Here is an 18,186-nt window from a genome sequence, read left to right on the forward strand (position 1 = left end):
ACGGCATTGGACCCGGGTTTACCGGCGACGGAGACCCGATCGGACTACCGTTCAGTCATGGCAAGCAGGGACATCGTGGTGAGCGTCGGGGATGACGACTGGCTCACCCTCAGCGATGCCGCCGAATGCGCGGGGATGAGCGTGGCGGCATACGTGGCCTGGGGAGTTCGGGTTTTGGCGTTCCAGGCGCGCCCGGGCGGCTCGAAGCGCCGGCCGTCGACGTCCCCGTCGGCGACCCGCCGTCGCGCGAAGATCACCGACGAGACCGAGTCGATGGCCTGGACCGAGACCTTCTCCGAGCGACTATCCCACCGCACCGACCGCCGTCGCGGCCCTTCGGCGGGCTTCGACGAACGATGACCACGCCCGAGCTCGGACTCAAGGGCATGGCGCGGGTGCCGGGCGGCAGCTTCGTCATGGGATCGGAGGACTTCTTCCCCGAGGAGCGACCGGTCCACACCGTGACCGTCGAGCCGTTCTGGATCGACGAACACCCGGTCACCAATGCCGAGTTCCGCCGCTTCGTGAAGGCAACCGGCTACGTGACGGTCGCCGAAAGACCTTTGGACCCAGCCGATTTCCCGGGCGCAGATCCGGCCGACCTCGTCCCCGGGGGGTTGGTCTTCCAGCGCACCACCGGACCGGTCCGCCTCGACGACTACCGGCAGTGGTGGGCATACGTGCCCGGAGCGTCGTGGCGGCAACCGCGCGGCCCGGGCAGCACCCTCGACGGCCTGGACCGTCATCCGGTCACCCAGATCGCCCACGAGGACGCCACTGCCTACGCGACCTGGGCGGGCAGATCGCTGCCGACGGAGGTCGAATGGGAATTCGCCGCGCGCGGCGGCCTCGACGCGGCCACCTACGCCTGGGGTGACGAATTCGAGCCGCGCGGCCGTCGCATGGCCAACACCTGGGCGGGCCGCTTCCCGTGGGAATTCCTCCCCGCCCGTGGACAATCCGACCAGCCCGGCACCACCGCCATCGGCACCTATCCGCCCAACGGCTACGGCCTGTCGGACATGACCGGCAACGTCTGGGAATGGACCAGCGACCTCTTCACCGCCGACCACCGGCGTCCCGCCCCCGCCTCCTGCTGCGCGCCCGCCAATCCCGTGGTCGCGGAATCCGATACAGCGGAACGCTTTCCGCGCCGCGTCACCAAGGGCGGCTCGTTCCTGTGCGCCCCCAACTACTGCCTCCGGTATCGACCGGCGGCCCGGCAAGGCCAGACCGAGGACACGGCCACCTGCCACCTCGGCTTCCGGACGGTCATGCGAGAAGGCGCGAACGGCGGCCGATCTCGGTGACCGGCGGTTCGTCGTAGAGCCATTCTCGGGCGATCCGGTGCCAGTTGCCGGTCGCTCCGAGTTGGCCGAGCGCCGCGAAGGTGAGCAGGTCGGCGCGGCGGGAGAAGACGTGCTCGGGTGGCAGAAGCTGGCGGCGCATGCCGCGGAAGTCGGCCGAGCGGGGGTCGACGGCGTGGACGACGGCGGCCGTGGCGAGTTCGGGGGTGATGGTGATCTCCTCGTCGAGGAGGTGCCATCCGGCCGCGGCCCACACGTATTCGAAGCACTCCTGGGGAGTGACGCCCGCGGCGGGGTCGATGATGCCGCGGTTGGTCCACAGGTCGTACAGGTCCTGGGGGCGGTTCTCGGCGGCGGCGCGCAGGGCGGTGCGTTCGAATTCGACGTGCCGCGGGTCCATCCGGTGGTAGAGGCCGAAATCGACGAAGCCGATGCGGCCGTCGGAGGCGAGCAGCATATTGCCGGGGTGGGGGTCGCCGCAGAACTCTGCGTCGGTGAACAGGCGGGTGATGTAGAAGCGGTAGACGAGTTCGCCGATGCGGTCGCGGTCGGCGGCGGGCAGGGTGCGGATGTGCTCGAAGGGGGAGCCGTCGATGAACTCGGTGACAAGAACGTGTGGCGCGCAGAGTTCTTCGATGCTGTCGGGGACCAGGATGTAGGGGTGGCCGCGGAAGCGGGCGGCGACGCGGTGCTGGGTGCGGGCCTCGCGCACGTAGTCGAGTTCGGTGCCGATATTGCGGGCGATCTCGTCGAGGACGCCGCCGTCGGCGGCGCTGGGTAGCGCGGATTTCCAGAGCCTGCTGAAGAATTCGAGATTGCGCATGTCCGCGGCGACGGCGTCGTCGACGCCCGGATATTTGGCCTTCACCGCCACGGTGCGCCCGTCGTGCAGGGTGGCGCGGTAGACCTGCCCGATGGAGGCGGCCGCCACCGGGGTCTCGTCGAAATCGGCGAAGACGCGTGACAACGGACCGAGATCGTCCTCGATGACCTTGCGCATGGCGGCGAAATCCACGGCGGGGGCGCGGTCACGCAGTTCGGCGAGCTTGGCGCGGAACATCTCCCGATGCGCCTCCGGGATCAGGTCCACCTCGAGCACCGACAGCATCTGGCCCAGCTTCATCGCCGCGCCCTTCATCCCGCCGAGGACGGTGACCAGCTGTTGCGCCGCCTGCAATGTGGACCGTTCGGCGAGGATGCGCCGGGCCTCCTCGGTGCGGCCGATCATCTGCAATCGGGTTCCCGCTCCGCGCAGGGCTTGTCCGGCGGCCAGCTTGCCCAATCGGCCGCCCCGGGCCACCCGGCCGCCGCGAACTCGACCGGTCATGGATGGCACCTCCGTTGGGCCTTCGAGCCTGTGTGGCAACAACATACAGCCGGGTCGCGCTCGTCACCCTAAGATGAGCAAAGCTCATTTTCGCCGCACAGCAGGGAGGCTGTGATGCCGCCGAAGGCAGCGCGACAGCGTCGCGGACCCACTCAGGAGCGGTCGAAGGCCACCCGCGCGCACATCCTCGACACCGCCGCGCGGCTGTTCGGGGAGCGCGGCATCGCCGACACCTCCACCAATCGGATCGCGGCCGAGGCCGAGGTCAGCATCGGCACCGTCTACCGGTACTTCGCCGACCGCGGCGTCATGGTGGACGAACTGCTCGAGCAGCTGTTGCAACGGGTCGAGAACCGTTTCACGCAATGGCTTTCCGGGTTGCCGCCGCAATCGGAGACGCAGACCCTCCAGTCGCGCACCGAGGTCGTGACCGGACTGCTGGAGATGTTCACCCAGGAACCGGTCGCCAACGCGAAACTGGTGCGGGCCCTGGTCGGCGGCGTGCAGTTCTACAACAGCGGCCTGCCGGAGTTCGAGCCGCGGCTGCGGCTGCTGGTCAAGGTGCTGCTCATCCAGCTGCTCGGCCCGGGCAACGACCACAAATACGATGTGATGGCCGCGGTGCTGGTCAATACCGGATTCGCGGGGGTGATGCGCGCGTCCGCGCTCGAGGTCGGCAGTGACGAACGGCAGGAGGTCGTCGCCATGACCGGATACATGATCGCGGCGTGGATCGGCGCCGAAATGGACGGCAGCCCGGCGGACACCACCCGATGACGGTGATGGCGATGCCCGCCGAGCCCCCCGACCGACGCGTCTACAACCCTCCGCCGCCGCCGATCACCCACGGATTGAAGGTGCACTGCAGCGTCGGGAACCGCTCCGGATCCAGCGCCCGCAGCGCGATCGACAGCGCGCGCGGCGAGTACATGAGCGTCAGATGGTCGGAGACATCCTGCTCACAGCCGTCCTGGAGCACGATATTGTCCACGCGCGCACCGGGACCCGCCTTCAGATAGGTCAGCTCCGACGGGTTGGTGATCTCGTCGTAGCGGGTGCCGACCACCGTGTAGTCGATGCCCGGCACGGTGTCGCCGCCCGCGTTCAGCTTGTTGATGAAATCCGAGCCGATGGTCTGCTGGATCCCGGCGTGCCCGACGAACAGCTCCACGAAACCGAGCACGTCGATGCCGAAGTTGTTGATCGCCCGGCCCAGCGCGCCGATCCCGTCCAGCGAGGTGCCGTGATGCGTCGCGCCATAGGTGATCAGGTGTTTCACCTTCGCGCCGCCGCCCTCGAACTTGGTGTACCAGCCCGACATCGGCCCGCCCTGCGAATGCGCGACGATATCGACCTGCGGCGCGCCGGTCGCCGCCAGCACCCGATCCACGAACACGGCCAGCTGCTTCGCCGAATCCTGGATGTAGCCGGTGCCCATCACGCCCGGCAGCACCGAACCCAGCCCGCCGCCCTGCACCAGGCCGGAGCGGCCGTAATTGAAGGTGAAGGTGCAGAATCCGGCGTCGGTGATGGGCTTGCTCATGTACGCGAAACCGTTGTAGGCGTTCATCCAGGTGCCGTGCACCAGCACCACCGGACGCGGATGCGCGGCGGTCGGCTTGCAGTTCCAGTCATTGGTGCCGGGCGGTGCGACATCCGGATTGGCCAGGCCGTACCCGAACGCGGCCAGCCAGGACGTCATGGCCGGGCCGTAGCCGACGGTGTCGGAGGCGTAGCCGCCCGACAGTCCGGTACTGGATCCCGAACCGCCGAAACAGTTTCCGGAGCCATTGCCCGAGCCGGCGCCGCTGCCGGAGGTGCAGGCCGATCCGGTGCCGCCGCTGCCGGAGGGTTCGGCCGCCGCCGTTCCCGCGAGTCCGAGCGTCAGCAGTGACACTCCCACTATGACCAGTGCCCGTAGCGCGTGCGGGCGGGTTCTTCGTCTCATGGGGCGAACGTAGGAGCGGACGTGCTGGTCGGGACGGTGCTGAGCGGGAGTTTGGAAAGGTGCCCGAATCGGCGGGGGCGCAGCCATGGCGCGCAACAAAGGGAGCCGCCGTCACAAATCCGGGTGCGGATCGCGGTGAATCTTCTGAATACGACGGACAAGACAACCGGGACGCTCTCCGGGGGCGAATCATCGATCGGGTGAACAGCACTGCTCGGACCGCCGCCGCGGAACAGGTGCGAGCCCTGGTCGGGCAGCACTATCGGTGCACCGGCTCGTTTCCGGTGGAGCGTGGTCGAATTCGTGAATTCGCGCGGGCGGTGCAGGCGTATCACCCCGCGCACTGGCATGAATCAGCCGCGGCGCGGCTGGGATTCGACGCACTGGTCGCGCCGCCGACCTTCGCCGCGCTGGTGTGGCAACAGGCGCGGCGGGAGATTCTGGAGCGGCTCATCACCGGGTATCGGGTGGTGCATGTGGATCAGACCCTGGAGATCGGGCGGCCGCTGCTCGCGGGGGATGTGCTGAACTGCGACTTCACGATCGAATCGTTCCGGCATTTCCGGTCCTTCGACGTGGTGACCGTGACCGGGGCGCTCACCGATCAGCGGGGGAGACCGGTGCAGACGTGTTCCACGGCCATGCTGGTCGGTGGCGGTGAGGCCGACACCGCCCGCCGTCCACGGGCGCCCGCGAGATTCGCCGATCGTGCCGATCCGGTGGTGCGGGCCGCGGTGCGGCACTGCGGGCGGCCTCGCGCCGGCGGTCTCGACATCAATCGGCTCGCGGTGAATACCGCGCTGCCGACGGCGGGAGTCACTGTCACGGCCGCCGATCTCGCGAATTACGCGCTCGTGGTGGGGGATACGGAGTCGATCGACCGCGACCGGCTGACCCGCGCGGGGCAACCGGTCCTGATCGCGCCGGGCCAGCTGGTACTGGCCCTGGCCACCGGATATGTCAGTTCGTGGACTCATGACCCGGCGGCTGTCGTGCGGTTCTGGGCGGAGTTCGCCAATCACGTGCACTATCTGGCGGTTCCGCGATTCACGGGCGCGGATATCGAATTCAACGGCCGGGTGCTGGCCTGCGATCGGCGGCGGCGGACCGCGACGATCGCGATCGACGCCCGATCGCAGGGGCGCAAGCTGTTCGGCTACGCCACGGCGGAAGTGTCGTTCGCGGCTAATCGCGGTCGGTGAAGGAGCGGGCGATCAGGGCCGCCCGCAGCTGCCACAGACCGGAAGTCACCGTCGGGTCGAAACCGGTGATCTGGCAGATGCGTTTGACCCGGTAGTCGACGGTATTGGTGTGGATGTGCATCAATCGCGCGGTGCGACGGCGGTTGAGGTTCGTGCTGATGTGGCAGCGCAGGGTTTGCAGCAGTTCGGGGTGCGCGTCGAGGGGATCCAGCAGGGCCCCGAGGGTTTCGCGGCCCAGGCCGGGGCGGGTGAGCTGGTATTCCAGCGCCATATCGGTGAATCGGTAGAGGCCCGGTTCGCAGGCCAGGCGGTGCACGATGTCGACGAGTTCGTGGGCGCGGTCGGCGGCCGACGGGATATCGGCCGGTGCGGCGACGACCACCGTCGCGGTGATGGGAACGCGTGCGGCCGCGGACAATTGCGTGATCAGTTCGTCGAGCTGGTCGGTGATCGGGCTCGTGGTGGGCAGCAGGACGGTGCCGCCGTCCACGCTCAAGAGAGCCAGCGCGAATTCTCCGCAGCGTGTGGCGAGTTCGGCCTGCACTCGGCGTAATTTGCGGCGGGCCACCACTTTTCCGTCCAGCATCGGGTGCTGTTCGTCCGGGTGCCGCGGAATGTCCAGGGCGACCACCGAATACTCGGCCGCGATGTCGATGCCGCATTCGCGGGCCATGGTGGAGGTCGGGTGGCCGCCCAGCAGCGCCGAGGTGAGGGTGTGCACGGCATTGTGGTGTTCGCTGACCACCGCCCGGAGCTCGCTCACGTACGCCCGCGCCACCGTCGCGCTGATGGTGTCCAGCAGCTCCACCACCAGTCTCGCGGCGTCCATCAGGTGCGCGTAGTCCTGTGCGGTGGCCCCGGAGGTGATCAGGTCCATCCCGACCTTGAATCCCTCGTGGACCGAATGCAGCACGGTGTCGATCGGCACCCCCTCCCGCGCCCAGCCCGCGGCCGCCTCCGACAGCCGTTCGACCTTCGCGGGAATGTCCTTGCCGTCCAACATGCTGACGGCCAGCTCCAGACAGACCCGGGTGACCCGGGTGACGTCCCCGGAGATCACATCCCCGGGCAGGGTGCCGCAGGGGATCACGGTGTCGACGAAATGCCCCACCAATTGCCGGGACAGCGTGCGCACGTCCTGCAGCGGCCCGGACATGGGACGGCCGGACACGGTCAGCCCGGTGCGGAGCGCTGGGTCGGTTGTCATCATCGACTCCCTTCCGAGGTGATCTACCGCAAGTTCACGGTGATCCGAACTCTAAAGTGACCACCAGCTCACCTTCTACTCCCTTTCGGACCACCCCTCCGCATCCCTGGAATACCCTGCCCCACCAGCGTATTCATCCTCCAGATACAGCAAATCCCGCCGCTCCCGGTCCACCGGAGCAGCAGGATTGCTCACTTTTCGACAGGCCTACTTGGGATTGGTCACCTCGGTCGGGAAGTCCCGATCCGGCGTCACCGTATGACCGTCCGCCCCCAACGTGAGCGTCACGACCACGGGGCCACCCGACGGACAGCAGCTGGGGTCACTCCCCGCCAGCCACCGGTACCGCACCTGCACACTGCGATCCGAGGATCCGACCACCGACGTATACGACGTCGACTTCTTCGTCGCGGTCCCCAGGAACCCGGCCTGGTTGAACAACATCACGTGCCACGGCGAACTGGCCGTCCCGTGCGGCGTATCCGCCAGCACCCACATCAGCGCCGGACAGGACCCCACCTTCGCCTCGGTCCCGCTCTGCGCGAAGAACCCCTCCCCACCCACATTCGCCCCGAGCTTCCCCAACGCCGCCGTCACCACCGGCGACTTCAAATCCACACAATTCCCCCCACCCGCCGTAGCAGGCACCCCATCCCCCGCAGGCGTCGTCACCACAGGCGCCTGCTCCCGACCCGGTGTCTGCTCCCCACCCGTCGGCTGCCCACCCCCGGGCGCACCCACCGTGGTGGTCGCCACCCCACCCGGCTTCGGCACCGTAGCCCCGTCCTGACAACCAGCAGCCAGCCCCAGAGCCGCCACCGCCACACCAATCCCGACGATCTTCTTCATGACCAGTCCTCTCCCCTCGGTATCACCGAGTTATTCGCGGACCACCCGAGAAACGTTGCGCCGCTGCCGTATAGATCGGTGCGGCCATCGACCGGATATCAGCAGAACCAGTGCCTTCGGCAGAACCGGCTCTTGTCGCCGTTCCCGCCGCCTCCGTTGTGACTTCCGCCGCTGTCGCCGCTGTAGTTCGGATAGTCGCGGTGCGGGTCGTCGCCGGTGCCCGGCTTGCCGTCCGGACCGTAGAGTTCCCGTTTCCGGTTGTCCTCGGTGTCGACGCGGGTCCGGCAGGCATCGATCAGCCCGGTCCGATTCTCCCAGGCGACAGCGTCGGCAGCGACCAGCAGATCGAAGGCCGGCAGGGTTTCCGGGACCGTGATCGTGGTCCGCAGCGTGGTCGTCTGAGCATCGGTCGGCGCGGCGGTCATCGATCGATCGATGGGCAGGGTGGCGTTGCCCTCGGCGATGAGCTGCTCGTTGATGCTGGCGCCGGCGGGGACCTCGCCGACGGGTTTGCCCGGCTCCGCGAAGTAGACATACGCGGCAGAGGGCAGATTCGGTTTCGGGGCCTCCGCCCACAACGCCGTCACGGTCGAGCCGACGGGCAGCAGGTGAGCGATCCGCGCTTCCAGGCCGCCGAACAGCTCGGTCGAACAGCTTCCTTTCGAGCCCGCGTGGGCCAGCAACAGCGTGAAATCCCGGTGTGCAGCCTTCACTCGGATGCCTCGAGCGGTCACCTGCGTGACCTCGGCCGCGAAGGATTTGCTCGACAAGGGGTCCGCCACCGGTGTGGTGGTCGGCGGCTTCCCCGGTCGCCCAGCGCCGGACGAGCCTTCGCCGACGGCGTTCACGCAGGCCCCGAACAGCAGCAGCCCGCCGATGCCGAGCAGCCACGGCTTCTTCCCGCTCACCGGCGCACCGGCCGTGAACGGGGCGCGTACCCGGACGGCACGCGCATGCCGGGTCGGTTCGGATTCGGTTGGTAGGGCATCGAGCGACGGTAACAGTGCCGGTTGCTCGGAAGTAACAGTGCCGATTCTCCGGAGCCGTGTCACACCTTGCGCGGCTGCGTCGTCACCTTGACGAAGCCGACGGAAGCACACCGTGCTCCCCGGCTGATCCACTCACTGAGGGCGGCTATCGCCCTCTCCCGCAAGGAAATTGGAGTCTGTCATGTTCATCGCCTATGTGATCGTCACCGTCGTGGCCGCCGCTTGGGTGGGGTTCTCGGCGTTCTCGCTGTACCGCCGGGCCGAGTTCGTGGTCGAGCCGCTGCGGCAGTACTCGGTGCCCGAGGCGTGGTGGACCCCGCTGGCCCTGGCCAAAGGGGCGGGCGCGGTCGGACTTATCGCCGGGCTGTTCATCCCCTTGGTCGGGGTGGCCGCGGCCATCGGCTTGATCCTGTACTTCGCGGGTGCGGTGATCACCATCGTACGGGCCCGCCATTTCGGCAGCATTCCGTTCCCCCTGCTGTACCTGGTGCCCGTCGCCGTGGCCATGGGCCTGGGCTTCGCCGCCTGACCGAGTCCGATTACCAACCCATCAATCGAGAGAAGAGAAGATCATGGAACCGCGTTTCAACCTGTACGCCAACGACGTTGCCGCCAAGTTCAACAAGCGACTGGTCACCGCCGCCCGCGTCATCGACGAGTCCAGCCTGCCCAAGGCCACCCAGGAACTGGTGAAGATCCGTTCCTCCCAGATCAACGGCTGCGGCATGTGCCTGGACATGCACACCAAGGACGCCGCCCACGCCGGTGAGACCCCCGTCCGCCTGGCCATGATCGCGGCCTGGCGCGAATCCACCGTCTTCACCGACCCCGAACGCGCCGCCCTGGCCCTCACCGAGGAAGGCACCCGCCTGGCCGACACCTCCACCGCCATCTCCGACGACACCTGGGCCCAGGTCCGCAAGCACTACGACGACGACCAGATCGGCGCCCTGATCTCCCTCATCGCCACCATCAACGCCTGGAACCGCCTCAACGTCCTCGCGGGCATGGCGGGCGGCTCCTACACCCCCGGCCAGTGGTAACCCGCCCTCACCCCTGAAGATCACCGCTCTCGAGAAACTCCTCGACAGCGGTGATCTTCACTGTCCACTCCGAAACAAACTCCCCCAATTGTTGGTCCCGGTGGCCGGTTTCGTTGCGGCACACGCCGGCCCGTCAGAATCCGCTCACGCCCTTGGCGATGGCGGTGGTGCCCATGACCATGAACACGACGGCGATCACGGTGTGATTGTTCGCCTGTAGCCAGTTCTTCAGGCGGGCCAAGGCGCCGCGCAGTTGATCGGCCGCGACGGCGTATCCGCCGACGGGGACGAGCACCGAGGCCGCGCCCAGCAGGACGAAGACGGTCAAGGCCGCCGCCGTACCGGTCGGATTGAGGCCCGCGGTGCCGATGGTGACCCCCGCTGTGATGCACAGCAGCAGGTTCTTCGGATTCAGCAGGGACACCAGCAGTCCGAAGCCCGCGGCCTTCGCGACCCCGAGTTCGTCGATGGCCTTCATCCACCCCGGAATCGAATCGTCCTTGCGACTGCCCCACTGGCGTACCGCGATGTACACCAGCAGCAGTCCCATGGCGGTCTTGATCACCGAGGCCGCGATCGACGGCTGGCTCGCCGATCGCATCAAACCCGATGCCGCGGCGGCGGTGACGAGGCCCGCGACCGTCACGATCCCCGTCACCCAGCCGAGCGCGAAGCCCGCGCTCGCCCGTCCGGCATTGGTGGACAACAGCATGAGGATGGCCGCCACCACCGGAATGGGCGAGAGCGCCACGCCGATCGCCAAGGGCAGTAGATCTGCGATCACGAGGCCATCGCCGCGAGATTGCGCCAGAAGTTCGCGAGGCTGTCGGTGCCGCCGAACAGCGTCGTGAAGTTGGTGGAGTCGGCCATCACGATGTCACCGGCGCGAACATCGTTGGGCGGCAACCACAGCAGGGTGTTGAACTCGGTATTGCCCGCCTCGATGAACGGGTGCGGACGGGACAACTCGATCGGCTGCCGGCCGAGCAGCCGCACGGAATCGCTCTCCGGCTGGGTGAGCTGGTAGTGCGGTAGGTGCGGGTGGAAATTGAAGGTGGTGACGTTGTCGAGCAGGCGCGGCGTGTCCAGGTCGCGGAACGTGGTGAGCGGCGCGATCGACCGGGTGCCCTCGACGACCGCGGGGCGCAGGCCGTACACATTGTGGACGGGGACGTTCAGGGCCGTCATCAGCGAGCGGGTGTACGCGCCGAACCGCTGCTGACGCGGCACCAGCGGGTCACCGTGGTGCTCGAACTCCACCTGACGCTGCGCCAGGTCATCGGTGAAACCGACATCGTGGTGCGGGGCGAGCAGCAGGCAGGTGCCCTCCCGCTGCAGCCACTGCTGGATGGCCGCGATCTCCTCGGGCGCCGCCGCCTCCTGCGCGAGCAGGTGGTCCAGGCCGAACACCATGAGGGTGTCGGTGTCGGCGAGGATGCGCTCGTCGATCGGCTGCTTGTATCCGGCCTGGTCGATGCGCTGGAACACCGCCACCGGATGCCCGGTCTCCTCACCGGCCAACTGCTGGAAGTGCAGGGTGGAGCGGTGGAACAGTTCGAGGGTGCCCGCGATGCCCTGCAGGAAGTGGGCGGCGTCGTATTCGGGGGTCTCGTAGGCGGGCCAGGTAGCCTGGCGCACCTCGGTCATGGTGGAGAAGCGGTTGTCCAGCTCGGCCGGATTCCGCTGGGACTCCCAGGGATAACTCCACGTCCAGTAGATGCTGATGCGGCGCTTGCCCGGCGTGTAGGGGCGGGCCACGTGGTACTGGTTATAGGTTCGAGCCGGGGTGAACGAGCTCATGCTTCCTCGCTGTCGGTGAGAGTGGTCAGATAGCGCAGGGCCCGCAGCCCCGGCAGGAAGAAATACGCGCCACCGCTGACATTGGTGAACGCGGGAATTCCCTTGATGGTCTTGCGAATCGGGCGCTTCGGAATCTTGTATTCCAGGGTGCCGTCCTGATTGCCGATGATCGGATCGCGCTCGTTGCCCAGTTCGTGGAAGGTCTTGTCGTTGACCCACACGTTCTGGGCGAACTCGAACTGGCGCACCAGGCTCGCGCACAGCACGAAGGCCGCGATCCCGCGGTCCGCGCCGTCCTCGGGCGTGCCTTCCGGCAGGTAGGGGCCGTAGGTCGCGCCCCGCCGAATCATCCTGCGGCGTTGGATGTTCACGCCGGTATCGCGCGGATTCATGCGGCGGATATGAGAGCCGAGCGGCACCGCGTAACCGTGCGGATCCATTTCCTTGTAGTTGAAATCGTTGTTGCGCGACAGATCCGCGCCCAGCTCCGGGTCATCGGTCTCCGGGGCCAGGACCAGGGGCGCGCCACTGCGCCACCGGCCCATCAACTTGGCGGCCACCAGCTCCTGGTCATCGGCGGTCTCGCCGTGCTCGGCCAGGAAGTCGCGGAACCGCCCCACATGCTCGCGCAGTCGCCGGTAGGCCATGAAGGTGCCGTTGCGCGAAAGGACTTCGGGCTGCGGCAGATCCTCCGGCTCGCCCCGCTCGTCCGGATAGCCCAGGATGAATTCCCCGGCCTTCACCGGCGCACCGCTGCCGGGCGTGGGCTCCTCGCCGCTGCCCTCGATCACCGGCTGCGACAGGCGATCCCGATAACCGAAGTGGTCGTGGGCGTACTCGAACGGCGGCACCGCCTCCAGGTCCAGCGAGGACAGCACGGTCACGCCCGGACATTCGGCGAGCAGGGCATTGTGGTCGGCCACCCGGCGTTCACGTTCGGCGGCGTCGCGGGCGAACAGGATCACGATGGCGTGCAGATCCTCGCTCGCGGTGCCGTCGATCCAATGGTCGGGATGGTTGGCGCCCTCGTCGCCCAAGATCTCCGACCGGGCGGCCATGCCCTGGCGGAACTCCTCCGGAAAACTGGCCAGCGAGTCCTCCGTGACGCCGAGTGCGCGCAGGCCGTTCCAGGTGAAAGCCACTGACACCCACTGCTTGTCGGTGTCCACCGATTCTTGGAGGTCGCCGACCGAGGGCACGCGGTCGGTCATGGCCGCGAGCCACGCGCGCGCCCCGGCCGGGTCGGTGAAGGAGAGGAATTCGTAGCGCCCGGTCAGCGCGGGCACCCGGGTGATCAGGATGTGCTGGATATCGTCGAATTCGAGCACGATCGATCCCGCTACTGCATCTCGTCGAGCATGTTCGAGAATGCCGACTTGAGTCGCAGGGCCTTCTTGATCTCGTCCGAGGTCACGTACGGGTATTCGCCGTACTCGAGGAAGCTCGGGAACTGGTGCGCGCGGAAGAATTCGATGGCGGCGGCGCGGTTGGTGCGCCAATCCTCGGGGAAGCCTTCGAGATTCACGAACGCGGTGGTGATGCCTGTGGCGAGGAACAGGTCGAGTGCGTCCTCGAGGTACTTGTCGAAATCGGTGTCGAAGATGCCCTGGTACTGGAACGTGAGGCCGTCGCCGATGTCGAACAGCACCCAGCGCAGATAGTGCAGCCGCAGGGGCGCAAGCACATTCGGGTCCTGCTCGACCGCGGACTGGATCACTTTGCCGTGCTCGCGGAGGGCCGCCTCGTGACCGGGCTTCACTTTGGCGATGATCGAGAATCCGAAGTTGGCGGGGGTGCGGGGATAGGTCGGTCCGTACCTGCCCTGCTCGAATTCGAAATACCCGGTCTCGGGGAGTGCCATTGCTGCGGGCTTGGACCAATCCTCGTTGCTCGTGGCCACGTTCTCGTCCTTCCACTTCGATCTGAATGCGGTAGCTGGAACGTAACTAACTTTAGGTAGCTAAGATGACGATCGCTTATCATTACGAGACAGAGTGTTGATCATTCGGGGACATCGGAGAGCTATTGAAACCGCTGGCCCGCTACGCAGCGCTGAACGAGTACTTTGACCTGGGTAGATCGCTGGGGATCGACCCGGTGGGACTACTGCGGTCTTCGGGCCTCGACCCGGCCGGACTGAGCCTGCAGGACCGATGGGTCCCCGCCGCAGCGATAGCTGACCTGCTCGAACGCTCCGCCGCCGCGGCCGACTGCCCCGATTTCGGGCTGCGCCTGGCTGCCCGCCGCCGCTTCGCCAACCTGGGACCGCTCAGCCTCGTCATTCGCGAGGAACCGGATGTGCGCAGCGCCCTGCGGGTGATGTCACGCCACGAGGACACCTACAACGAGGCGCTGCGCACCCGCCTGACCGAACAGAACGGCGTAGCCACCATCCGCCTCACCCTCGATATCGGTCAGCCCGGCGAGACCCGCCAATCCGTCGAACTGTCCGTCGGCGTCCTGCACGGCCTGCTCGCCGGATTCCGCGGCGCCGCCTGGCAACCCGTCGAGGTCCGCTTCACCCACCCCGCCCCGCCCGATGTGCGCGCCCACTACCGCACCTTCGGCCCGCACGTCACCTTCGGTCAGGACTTCAACGGAATCATCGCCTACACAAGCGATCTCGACGCTCCCAACGCCATGGCCGACCCGCAACTGCGCGCCTACACCCAGCAGCTCCTGGACCCCGTCCTCCCCATCCGCCCCGTCACCACCGCCGAACGCGTCCGCGAACTCATCGAACTACTCCTCCCCACCGGCCGCTGCTCGGTCGACAATGTGGCCCGCAGCCTCGGCGTCGACCGCCGAACCATCCACCGCCGCCTGGCCGCCGAAGGCGAAACCTTCAGCGGCCTCCTCGACTCCACCCGAGCCGAACTGGCCCGCCACCTGGTCGCCAACCCCCGCCGCTCCCTCACCGAAACCGCCGGCCTCCTCGGCTACTCAGCCCCCGCCAACTTCTCCCGCTGGTTCCGCCGCCACCACGGCTGCAGCCCCGCCGAATGGCGTCGTGCCCGCGGACGGGACGGCGTCGACTAGGTCCGATCGACGGTGTAGGAGAACGAGTACGCGTCCAGCCGTCCGGTCAGGACCGCGACCGGATCGCCGGGTGTGGCGTCGTCCAGCGCGATATGCGCGTGCGGGCGGCCGTGCCGGGTGGAGACGGCGATATCGCCACGCAGCCCGGCCTGCCGCAGCTCCTGCGCCGCGACCTGGCGCACCGCATCGTGGACCAGCGGCACCTTGTGGACCTTGCCGACGGCCGTGAGGGGGATCGCGGCGATGCGGTCGACGAACTTCGGGGCGGCGGCCGGTTCGGGTGCGTGGGCGGCGGCCCAGGCCAGTAGTTCCGTGGGCGGTGTCGTCGCCTCCGAACGCAGGACCACGTACGCGGCGGGAACCTCTCCGGCATACGCGTCCGGTCTCGGAACCACCGCGGCGGCAACGATATCCGGATGCTCGAGCAGTGACTCCTCGACCAGGCGCGGGTCGATATTGTGTCCGCCGCGGATGATGACGTCGCGGGCCCGCCCGGTCAGGGTGACGAATCCAGCGGCGTCGACCCGGCCGAGATCGCCGGTGATCAACCAGCCGTCGACCACGATTCCGGCGGGGTCGGGCTCGGCTCCGGCGGGTCCGGCTCGAAGATATCCGGGAAACACATTGGGGCCCTGGATGGCGAGCACTCCGGGCTCGCCGGGCGCGCAATCGGCGCCGGGAAGCCCGTCGTCATCGACGTGGACGGCCTTGATCCGCTGGTACGGCAGCCGCAGCCCGACCGCGTCCGGCTGGTTGCCGGTCACCGGTGCGAGCACGCTCACGCAGGTGCCCTCGGTGAGGCCGTAGCCCTCGAGCATCGGTATCCCGGTCGCGGATTCGAAATCCGCCCGGACCCGGCTGGGAAGTGGTGCGGCCCCGACGATTCCGGCCCGCAGGCTGGAGATGTCGACGCCGTCCGGCACCGCGGGCAGACCGGCGTAAACGGTCGGCACCGCCGAGAAACCGGTGATTCCATAGCGTTCCACGATCCGCCAGAAGTCGGCCATCGCCGCGCGATCCCGGTAGCCGAGGGGGCCGAGCGAGACAGTGGACCGCCCCGAATAGAAGGGCGCGAGCGCGGTGATGTGCACGGCATTGACGTGGAACAACGGCAGCCCGGCCAGCATCACCGACTCGCCCGCGAACAACGCGTGCTGGGCGAGAGCCCAAGCGACGTAAACCTGATTCGCGTGGGTCTGCGGCGCCACCTTGGGGGTGCCGGTGGTGCCGCCGGTATGGAAATACGCGGCCACATCCGCGGGCCCGGGCCGCCGGGTGACCGTGAGCTCCGCGGGCTGGGCGGCGGCCAGCGCGTCGAAGTCCCCGACCCAGTGCCGCGGAGCATCGTCGACCCGGCCGCCGACGGAGATCAGGGCGCGCAGGTCGGGCAGCATCGCGGCGACCGCACAGGCTTTACCCCATGCCCCGGCATCGAGTTCCGGTGCGGGAGCGACCAGTACGCGCGCTCCGGTGAGCCGGAAGATGTCGACGATGTGTTCCGTGGCGAGCATCGGATTGACCGGGTTGGCGATGCCGATCACCTGCGCGCCGAACAATGCGGAATAGGTGGTCCCGGTATTGGGGAGCATCAAACCGACGACGCCGCCGGGCTCGAGTCCGAGCGCGGCGTACAGATTCGCGGCCTGGTCGACGCGCCGCAGAAGCTCACGGTACGACCAGGTTTCGGGCTGATCCCACCCCTTCCCGCCTGGTAGCAGACGCAGCGCGGGCCGGTCCGGATGGCGGCGGGCCGTCCGCGCGATCAACTCGTAGGTGCTGCGCGGCAGATCCCGATCGTCGAGCGGGATCGATTCGAGGCGCGCGAGTTCGACGGCCGCCAGGTTCGGGTCGAGCCCGGCGGTCACGCGCGCACCACCCGGTTCGCGAGCACGCCGATGCCCTCCACCTCCACCTCGACCAGATCGCCCGCCCGCAGATACCGCCCGGAGAACACACCGGCTCCGCGCGGCGTGCCGGTGCAGATCACGTCGCCGGGTTCGAGGGTCTGATAGCGCGACACGTGTGCGATCAACTCCGGTATGGAGTGGATGAAGCCGCTGGTCCGATCCTCCTGGCGCAGTTCCCCGTTCACCCGGGTCCGGAGGGCGAGGTCGGGCGTCTCGGTGAATTCGTCGGCGGTCACCAGGCAGGGACCGAGGGGTTTGAAGGTATCGAAGCTCTTGGCGACGCCGATGGACGCGGTGGCGTCGCCGGTCATCGCGCGCAGCTGGATATCGCGGGCGGAGGCATCGTTGACGATGGTCAGCCCGGCCACATGACCCCAGGCCTGGTCGACGGGCACGCCGCGGGCGGCTGTGCCGATGACGACCGCGACCTCGCCCTCGTAGTCGACCTGGTCGGCCGCCACGTCCGGCAGCACGATCGGGTCACCGGGACCGATGACCGCCGACCCCGCGGTGACCTGCATGTTCGGTTCGCTGGGCAGTTCGATGCCGGTCTTTCCCAGGGTCGCGAACATTTCGAGGGCTTCGGTCGCGTGGCTCCCGTAGTTCAATCCGATGATCAGGACCTTCCCGGGGCGCGCCACCGGCGGCCGCAGCACCGCCTGGTCGACGGCCAGTTCGCGCAGCACCGGCGCGGTGCGGGCCGCGTCGAGTCCCGGACCGCGCAACAGTGCGCCGACGTCGGAGTAGGGCAGGTCGAGCACGGCGAGCACGTCGGTGCGGTCCTCTCGCGCGAGCCCGTCGTCGGTCGAGTAGAGACGCATGCCGAACCTCCTTGTTCGCCGGCATCGCACCGGCCTTCTCTTGATTCATAGTTAAGAGCACGTCTTAGCTCTCAGTCAAGAGCGGGCCTAGAGTTGCCTCATGCCCAAGAATCGCCAGGACATCCCCAAGGCCGAACGGCAGGCCGAACTGGTCGCGCACGCTCGCGAACTCTTCGCCGCGAACGGCTACCGCGGCACCAGCGTGGCGGCGGTCGGCCGGGCCGCCGGCATCGCGCCCGCCGCGGTGCACTGGTATTTCCCCACCAAGGACGATCTTTTCGCCGCTGTCGTCGATTCGGTCTTCACCGAGACGCGCGCCCTGGTCGAGGCCGAGTCGGCGGGGGATCCGCGGGACGAATTGGTCGACCTGCTGGTGCGTATGGAGCCCTATCGCGGACTGCATCGCGTCGCCTACGAGCGCATGGACGAGACCGAGTCGCTGCGTGAGGTCTACGGGCGCATGCAGGACTGGCTCGAGGAGCGACTGCTGGCCGCGATCTCGCGGCGTGCCGCCGCCGGCGCGGACCTGGCGTCGATCACCGATCTCGCCCACGTGCTGTTCGAGGGGCTGCTGATCAGCGTCCGCCGGCTGGATCGACCCACCGGTGAACTGGTCGACCTGCTCATCACCTCGCTGGTGGCCACCGCGGAGGCGAGTCGATAATCACCTCTTGACTTCCATTCATGAGCGGGCCTAGCTTCTCTTGTATCGCATTCAAGAGATGTTCTCGGCTCGAAGGAGAGTCC

General features: G+C 67.9%; 19 protein-coding genes. 8 read left to right on the plus strand and 11 right to left on the minus strand.

All coding sequences use genetic code 11. The features are described from left to right. Positions 1 to 57: 57 nt before the first annotated feature. Together ACQP06_RS03870 and ACQP06_RS03875 are read left to right on the plus strand one after the other, a co-directional pair. Positions 58 to 360, plus strand: a complete 303-nt coding sequence (locus ACQP06_RS03870; protein ID WP_433670548.1) for a hypothetical protein — start codon at positions 58 to 60, stop codon at positions 358 to 360. Then, entirely contained in the window at positions 357 to 1,310 is a 954-nt protein-coding gene (locus ACQP06_RS03875; RefSeq protein WP_433670550.1) for a formylglycine-generating enzyme family protein, read from the plus strand. The genes ACQP06_RS03870 and ACQP06_RS03875 overlap by 4 nt, the downstream gene beginning before the upstream one ends. On the opposite strand, the gene ACQP06_RS03880 is transcribed toward ACQP06_RS03875, so the two are convergent. After that, entirely contained in the window at positions 1,273 to 2,634 is a 1,362-nt protein-coding gene (locus ACQP06_RS03880) for an ABC1 kinase family protein (protein ID WP_433670551.1), read from the minus strand. The two genes, ACQP06_RS03875 and ACQP06_RS03880, sit on opposite strands and share 38 nt — an antisense overlap. A 114-nt stretch (positions 2,635 to 2,748) precedes the next feature. On the opposite strand from ACQP06_RS03880, the gene ACQP06_RS03885 reads away from it, so the two are divergent. Then, the gene (locus ACQP06_RS03885) at positions 2,749 to 3,411 is read left to right on the plus strand and encodes a TetR/AcrR family transcriptional regulator (protein WP_433670552.1); all 663 of its coding nucleotides are present in this window, start codon (positions 2,749 to 2,751) and stop codon (positions 3,409 to 3,411) included. Positions 3,412 to 3,451: 40 nt separating this feature from the next. Here ACQP06_RS03885 and ACQP06_RS03890 read toward each other — a convergent pair whose 3' ends face one another. Further along, positions 3,452 to 4,582 carry an esterase/lipase family protein gene (locus ACQP06_RS03890; RefSeq protein ID WP_433670553.1) on the minus strand — a complete coding sequence of 377 codons (1,131 nt, stop codon included), beginning with the start codon at positions 4,580 to 4,582 and terminating at the stop codon, positions 3,452 to 3,454. A gap of 200 nt (positions 4,583 to 4,782) precedes the next feature. Between ACQP06_RS03890 and ACQP06_RS03895 the strand changes: the two genes are divergently transcribed. Continuing rightward, positions 4,783 to 5,784, plus strand: a complete 1,002-nt coding sequence (locus ACQP06_RS03895) for an FAS1-like dehydratase domain-containing protein (protein WP_433670555.1) — start codon at positions 4,783 to 4,785, stop codon at positions 5,782 to 5,784. Here the strand turns inward: ACQP06_RS03895 and ACQP06_RS03900 are convergent. From ACQP06_RS03900 to ACQP06_RS03910, 3 genes are all read right to left on the minus strand, one after another. Then, on the minus strand, positions 5,768 to 6,991 hold the full coding sequence (locus ACQP06_RS03900; protein WP_433670556.1) for a PucR family transcriptional regulator: 1,224 nt from the start codon (positions 6,989 to 6,991) through the stop codon (positions 5,768 to 5,770). The two genes, ACQP06_RS03895 and ACQP06_RS03900, sit on opposite strands and share 17 nt — an antisense overlap. Positions 6,992 to 7,198: 207 nt before the next feature. Next, the gene (locus tag ACQP06_RS03905; protein WP_379276209.1) at positions 7,199 to 7,609 is read right to left on the minus strand and encodes an LppP/LprE family lipoprotein; all 411 of its coding nucleotides are present in this window, start codon (positions 7,607 to 7,609) and stop codon (positions 7,199 to 7,201) included. 329 nt (positions 7,610 to 7,938) lie between these two features. After that, positions 7,939 to 8,748 carry a hypothetical protein gene (locus ACQP06_RS03910; RefSeq protein WP_433670558.1) on the minus strand — a complete coding sequence of 270 codons (810 nt, stop codon included), beginning with the start codon at positions 8,746 to 8,748 and terminating at the stop codon, positions 7,939 to 7,941. A 262-nt stretch (positions 8,749 to 9,010) separates the two neighbouring features. On the opposite strand from ACQP06_RS03910, the gene ACQP06_RS03915 reads away from it, so the two are divergent. Together ACQP06_RS03915 and ACQP06_RS03920 are read left to right on the plus strand one after the other, a co-directional pair. Next, positions 9,011 to 9,358, plus strand: coding sequence for a DoxX family protein (locus ACQP06_RS03915; RefSeq protein ID WP_433670559.1), 348 nt, complete (start codon positions 9,011 to 9,013; stop codon positions 9,356 to 9,358). Positions 9,359 to 9,401: 43 nt separating this feature from the next. Beyond that, complete coding sequence (locus ACQP06_RS03920) at positions 9,402 to 9,872, plus strand: carboxymuconolactone decarboxylase family protein (RefSeq protein WP_433670561.1); 471 nt, start codon at positions 9,402 to 9,404, stop codon at positions 9,870 to 9,872. 133 nt (positions 9,873 to 10,005) lie between these two features. Here ACQP06_RS03920 and ACQP06_RS03925 read toward each other — a convergent pair whose 3' ends face one another. From ACQP06_RS03925 to ACQP06_RS03940, 4 genes are read right to left on the minus strand one after another with little or no spacing between them, the layout of a single operon-like run. Continuing rightward, a complete protein-coding gene (locus ACQP06_RS03925) occupies positions 10,006 to 10,656 on the minus strand; it encodes a GAP family protein (RefSeq protein ID WP_433670563.1) in 651 nt (216 codons plus the stop codon). Then, complete coding sequence (locus tag ACQP06_RS03930) at positions 10,653 to 11,672, minus strand: hypothetical protein (RefSeq protein ID WP_433670564.1); 1,020 nt, start codon at positions 11,670 to 11,672, stop codon at positions 10,653 to 10,655. Before ACQP06_RS03930 ends, ACQP06_RS03925 begins: the two co-directional genes overlap by 4 nt. Further along, positions 11,669 to 13,000, minus strand: a complete 1,332-nt coding sequence (locus ACQP06_RS03935; protein WP_433670565.1) for a Dyp-type peroxidase — start codon at positions 12,998 to 13,000, stop codon at positions 11,669 to 11,671. The genes ACQP06_RS03930 and ACQP06_RS03935 overlap by 4 nt, the downstream gene beginning before the upstream one ends. Positions 13,001 to 13,011: 11 nt before the next feature. Continuing rightward, positions 13,012 to 13,533: a hypothetical protein gene (locus ACQP06_RS03940; RefSeq protein ID WP_433673233.1), complete on the minus strand. Its 522-nt coding sequence runs from the start codon at positions 13,531 to 13,533 to the stop codon at positions 13,012 to 13,014. Positions 13,534 to 13,697: 164 nt separating this feature from the next. Here ACQP06_RS03940 and ACQP06_RS03945 point away from each other — a divergent pair, with 164 nt between their 5' ends. After that, positions 13,698 to 14,711 carry an AraC family transcriptional regulator ligand-binding domain-containing protein gene (locus ACQP06_RS03945; RefSeq protein ID WP_433670566.1) on the plus strand — a complete coding sequence of 338 codons (1,014 nt, stop codon included), beginning with the start codon at positions 13,698 to 13,700 and terminating at the stop codon, positions 14,709 to 14,711. Here the strand turns inward: ACQP06_RS03945 and ACQP06_RS03950 are convergent. Both ACQP06_RS03950 and ACQP06_RS03955 read right to left on the minus strand, forming a co-directional pair. After that, positions 14,708 to 16,576, minus strand: a complete 1,869-nt coding sequence (locus ACQP06_RS03950) for an acyl-CoA synthetase (RefSeq protein WP_433670567.1) — start codon at positions 16,574 to 16,576, stop codon at positions 14,708 to 14,710. The genes ACQP06_RS03945 and ACQP06_RS03950 overlap by 4 nt on opposite strands. After that, the gene (locus ACQP06_RS03955; protein ID WP_433670568.1) at positions 16,573 to 17,439 is read right to left on the minus strand and encodes a fumarylacetoacetate hydrolase family protein; all 867 of its coding nucleotides are present in this window, start codon (positions 17,437 to 17,439) and stop codon (positions 16,573 to 16,575) included. The genes ACQP06_RS03950 and ACQP06_RS03955 overlap by 4 nt, the downstream gene beginning before the upstream one ends. Before the next feature lie 100 nt (positions 17,440 to 17,539). Between ACQP06_RS03955 and ACQP06_RS03960 the strand changes: the two genes are divergently transcribed. Beyond that, positions 17,540 to 18,103 (plus strand): TetR/AcrR family transcriptional regulator, encoded by a 564-nt coding sequence (locus tag ACQP06_RS03960; RefSeq protein WP_433670570.1) that lies wholly within the window; start codon positions 17,540 to 17,542, stop codon positions 18,101 to 18,103. Positions 18,104 to 18,186 lie beyond the last annotated feature (83 nt).

Source organism: Nocardia sp. CA-136227 (assembly GCF_050955695.1).
Classification (GTDB): Bacteria; Actinomycetota; Actinomycetes; order Mycobacteriales; family Mycobacteriaceae; genus Nocardia.

What these genes read in the sequence shown, in the direction of transcription:
- ACQP06_RS03870 (WP_433670548.1), top strand. Translation starts at nt 58, where the DNA reads ATGGCAAGCAGGGACATCGTGGTGAGCGTCGGGGATGACGACTGGCTC.
- ACQP06_RS03875 (WP_433670550.1), top strand. Translation starts at nt 357, where the DNA reads ATGACCACGCCCGAGCTCGGACTCAAGGGCATGGCGCGGGTGCCGGGC.
- ACQP06_RS03880 (WP_433670551.1), bottom strand. Translation starts at nt 2,634, where the DNA reads ATGACCGGTCGAGTTCGCGGCGGCCGGGTGGCCCGGGGCGGCCGATTG.
- ACQP06_RS03885 (WP_433670552.1), top strand. Translation starts at nt 2,749, where the DNA reads ATGCCGCCGAAGGCAGCGCGACAGCGTCGCGGACCCACTCAGGAGCGG.
- ACQP06_RS03890 (WP_433670553.1), bottom strand. Translation starts at nt 4,582, where the DNA reads ATGAGACGAAGAACCCGCCCGCACGCGCTACGGGCACTGGTCATAGTG.
- ACQP06_RS03900 (WP_433670556.1), bottom strand. Translation starts at nt 6,991, where the DNA reads ATGACAACCGACCCAGCGCTCCGCACCGGGCTGACCGTGTCCGGCCGT.
- ACQP06_RS03915 (WP_433670559.1), top strand. Translation starts at nt 9,011, where the DNA reads ATGTTCATCGCCTATGTGATCGTCACCGTCGTGGCCGCCGCTTGGGTG.
- ACQP06_RS03920 (WP_433670561.1), top strand. Translation starts at nt 9,402, where the DNA reads ATGGAACCGCGTTTCAACCTGTACGCCAACGACGTTGCCGCCAAGTTC.
- ACQP06_RS03930 (WP_433670564.1), bottom strand. Translation starts at nt 11,672, where the DNA reads ATGAGCTCGTTCACCCCGGCTCGAACCTATAACCAGTACCACGTGGCC.
- ACQP06_RS03940 (WP_433673233.1), bottom strand. Translation starts at nt 13,533, where the DNA reads ATGGCACTCCCCGAGACCGGGTATTTCGAATTCGAGCAGGGCAGGTAC.
- ACQP06_RS03955 (WP_433670568.1), bottom strand. Translation starts at nt 17,439, where the DNA reads ATGCGTCTCTACTCGACCGACGACGGGCTCGCGCGAGAGGACCGCACC.
- ACQP06_RS03960 (WP_433670570.1), top strand. Translation starts at nt 17,540, where the DNA reads ATGCCCAAGAATCGCCAGGACATCCCCAAGGCCGAACGGCAGGCCGAA.